This is a genomic window from Burkholderia arboris (genome assembly GCF_902499125.1).
Taxonomy (GTDB): domain Bacteria; phylum Pseudomonadota; class Gammaproteobacteria; order Burkholderiales; family Burkholderiaceae; genus Burkholderia; species Burkholderia arboris.
On sequence record NZ_CABVPX010000068.1, the window covers coordinates 1 to 3,825 of the forward strand.

General features: G+C 63.0%; 2 protein-coding genes, 1 rRNA gene and 1 pseudogene. 2 read left to right on the forward strand and 2 right to left on the reverse strand.

The features are described 5' to 3' along the window. Positions 1–269 (forward strand): annotated as a pseudogene (locus BLA15945_RS37405) (hypothetical protein); the annotation flags it as partial. Between the two features lie 122 nt (positions 270–391). Further along, positions 392–1,135, forward strand: coding sequence for a 2OG-Fe(II) oxygenase (locus BLA15945_RS37410; RefSeq protein WP_174994761.1), 744 nt, complete (start codon positions 392–394; stop codon positions 1,133–1,135). Between the two features lie 253 nt (positions 1,136–1,388). Here BLA15945_RS37410 and BLA15945_RS37415 read toward each other — a convergent pair whose 3' ends face one another. Next, positions 1,389–2,813 (reverse strand): DHA2 family efflux MFS transporter permease subunit, encoded by a 1,425-nt coding sequence (locus tag BLA15945_RS37415; RefSeq protein ID WP_174994762.1) that lies wholly within the window; start codon positions 2,811–2,813, stop codon positions 1,389–1,391. Positions 2,814–3,498: 685 nt separating this feature from the next. Then, positions 3,499–3,611: ribosomal RNA gene (gene rrf / locus BLA15945_RS37420) — 5S ribosomal RNA — on the reverse strand. Positions 3,612–3,825: the final 214 nt, after the last annotated feature.

Here is a 3,825-nt window from a genome sequence, read left to right on the forward strand (position 1 = left end):
GGCTGTGGCTGTGGCTGTGGCTGTGGCTGTGGCTGTGGCTGTGGCTGTGGCTGTGGCTGTGGCTGTGGCTGTGGCTGTGGCTGCGGCTGCGGCTGCGGCTGCGGCTGCGGCTGACCGGATCGTCGCCTCTTCGCCTCTTCGCCTCTTCGCCTCTTCGCCTCTTCGCCTCTTCGCCTCTTCGCCTCTTCGCCTCTTCGCCTCTTCGCTCGAGCAAGTCACCTCATTGGGTATGTCGGTGCCGCGTCTCCCCGTTTCCCCCTCCGAATTGAAGCGCAAGATCTGGAACGCATCCGCACACGGACGCCGCTAGACTGGGTTCATCAACTTTCGTCGTGGATTCGACCGTGCGCAACCGCACGGCGCCACGTTGCGGATGAATCGAGGTGCACCTGTGAACATTGCCGATCTGCAACCTGCCGTCGAATCGACGGACATCGCACAACGCGTCGATGCGATCGACTGGTCGACCGTCGATACCGAACTCGATCGCTACGGATGCGCGCACGTGCCGGGCCTGATGCCGGCACGCGAATGCGATGCGCTCGCATCGCTCTATCCACGGGATGCGCTCTATCGTTCACGCGTCGTGATGGCACGGCACGGGTTCGGCCGCGGCGAATACAAGTACTTCGCGTACCCGCTGCCTGCGCTCGTCGCCGAATTGCGCGCGACGCTCTACCCGCATCTCGCGCCGATCGCGAATCGCTGGAACCAGGCACTCGGGATCGACGTCCGCTATCCGAAAGACCACACGACATTCCTCGATCGCTGCCACGCGGCGGGACAGACGCGACCGACACCGCTGATCCTGCAATACGGCCCCGACGACTACAACTGCCTCCATCAGGATCTCTATGGCGAACACGTGTTTCCGCTCCAGGTCGCGATCCTGCTGTCGGCGCCGGGCCGCGATTTCACCGGAGGGGAGTTCGTGTTGACGGAACAGCGGCCACGCATGCAGTCGCGTACGGAAGTGGTGCCGCTGATGCAAGGCGACGCGGTGATCTTCGCCGTACATGGCAGGCCCGTGCAGGGAACGCGCGGCGTCTATCGCGTCAACCTGCGTCACGGCGTGAGCCGGATCCGAAGCGGCCACCGCCACACGGTCGGCATCATCTTCCACGACGCACAGTAACGGCAGTCGAGACGGGCGCGACGCCGCCGCACCGCTCACCATGCACCGGGTGCATGCACGGAGCACTGCGCGCCATTGCTCGGGAAGCCTGCAATCGGGAATTGGCTATTCAGCGTGATCACTCGCACGCAGCGACGGCGATCGATTGCGTCGACCGTCGGACCACCGCGGCCGTGACGGCCCTACGTTCAGGTGAATGACGAGAAACAGCCGTATTCACCTGTCGTCACGCACATGCAGCCTGCAGTCCGGCCTACCCTCGCGCCACGATCGCCCGCAGCCGATCGCCGGCATCGGAAGCCAGCCGCGCATAGCCCGGCAACGTCAGCAGCGCGAGCACGCCGGCCGCGACGAACGCCCAGCGGAAATCGTCGAGCACGTAGTGCATGCCGGCCGCATCGCCGCGCGCGAGTGCCGCGAGACGCAATGACAATGCGCCGAACGCGATCCCCATCCCGATCGTCATCTGCTGCGCAGCGCTCCACAGCGTGCTGGCTGCACTCGTCTGCTGAGCCGGGATATCCGCATAGGCGAGCGTCGCCAGCGTCGTGAACTGCATCGACCGCGTGAGTCCGTAGACGAATACGACGAGCAGCGTGATCGCCAGCGGCGTCGACGCGGTCAGCCAACCGCACGCGATCGTGAAGAAGCCGACGATCGTCACATCGACGAGTGCAACGCGCCGGAAGCCGTATCGGTCGAGAATCCAGGACGTTCCCGCCTTCATCCCCAGATTGCCGAGTGCGCTAGCCAGCAGCAGCAGGCCCGACTGGAACGGCGACAACCCGAAACCGATCTGGAACAGCAGCGGCAGCAGGTACGGCACGGCGTTGATCGCCATCCGCGTGACCGAACCGGTGAGCACCGTCACCGAGAACGTCGGCACCTTCAGCGTCGTGAAATCGAGCAGCGGATGCGCGCAACGCCGCGCATGCAACCACGCGGCCATGCCGAACAGCACGCTCGCCCCCACCAGGACACCCGCGCGCGTGAAGTCGACATCCTGCTGCCCGGCCGCCTCGGTGCCAATCAGCAGACAGGTTAGCGCGCCACCGGCCAGCACGAAGCCGATCCAGTCGAGCGGCCGTTGCTCGTCGGCCCGCGTGTTCCGGACGATCAGCCAGGTACAGACGAGCGCAGCGATGCCGAACGGGACGTTCAACAGGAAGATCCAGCGCCACGACGCATAGGTCGTGATGAAGCCGCCGATCGGCGGCCCGACGACGGGCGCGACGATGCCCGGCCACGTGATTGTCGCGATCGCGCGCATCAGCTTGGCCTTGTCGGTGCTGCGCACGACGATCATCCGTCCGACCGGCACCATCATCGCCCCGCCGACACCCTGCAGCAGCCGCGCAGCCGTGAACGACATCACACCTTCAGACAGCCCGCACAGCACCGACGCACCGGTAAAGACGACGATGGCGCTCGCGAACACCGTGCGCGAACCGTAGCGATCGGCGATCCAGCCGCTGATCGGAATGAACACCGCCAGCGCCAGCATGTACGCGGTCATCCCGAGACTCAGCGCGTTCGGTCCGACGCCGAACGAGCGCGCCATTTGCGGCAGCGCGGTCGCGATCACGGTCGTGTCGAGGTACTCCATGAAAAACGTTGCGGCGACGAGATACGGCAAGAAGTCGGTCGTCCGACCACCTTGGGCAGGGCTGTCAGTCATGAACGATGCAGGAGACGGAATGCGGAAGACGCCGACCGCCGGCAGATGTGGACAAGCGCCGGGAATCGGGACGAATGGCGATATTAACCTGAAGGGCCTGCTTTCCGCTCTGCAAGGCACGTCGCGCAAATGGACTTTATGCGCATAGATTTTTACGACGATTTCGTATGCGTCCGTACAGGGCGCACACGATCAGGTCGACACAGCGTGTCGAAAGACAGATGGATCACGCAGGGAGTTTTTCGGCAGGAATCGGGATTTGTCGATCATCGTCGACAAACGTCGCTCATCATCGGCCATCATGTGATCGCTGCTGAGTGCGTCGACATTGGCAGGACGCCGGCTGACGGTGCGCTGGTGCAGCCCATCGACGAACGGACCGGGGATTTCAGAGGTGCTGGCGGTGGATCGCGAAGACAGCAGATACCTGAGAGGACACCAGCTTCGATAGTACCGACGCAAGTGAACGGGCAACCTGGGCAGGCGGAGCATCTTTATATGCCAAGCTCGTGGAAGCGGGATGGAAGGTGGTCGAATGTGGCGGGTGGCGTGGATGCGACCTCGGTCCGAATCAACGCCCATCGGCGCCGCAGCGCGGCCGCATTTCGCGTGTCCGGCATCGCACATTTCCGTCGCCCCAATGCAAAAACCCCCGCCTTTCGGGCGGGGGTTCTTGGCTTAGGGAGCCTGACGATTACCTACTTTCACACGGGAATCCGCACTATCATCGGCGTAGAGTCGTTTCACGGTCCTGTTCGGGATGGGAAGGGGTGGGACCGACTCGCTATGGTCATCAGGCAAAGAGGGTTGTTGCGCTGCTTCGCAGCACAACCAATCTTGGAAGAAGCAGTAATTTTGAGTTGTGTGTATCACACACGAGAATTCAACTTGTCGCTTTGGATCTTGCGGCCAGTGCTTTCACACGGCGCCGATCTACAAGGCAGACTTGTTATAGGATCAAGCCTTACGGGCAATTAGTATCAGTTAGCTGAACGCATTACTGCGCTTACAC

Bases quoted from the DNA above. Each gene is read 5' to 3' on its own strand.
- BLA15945_RS37415 (WP_174994762.1), bottom strand. From the start codon at position 2,813: ATGACTGACAGCCCTGCCCAAGGTGGTCGGACGACCGACTTCTTGCCG.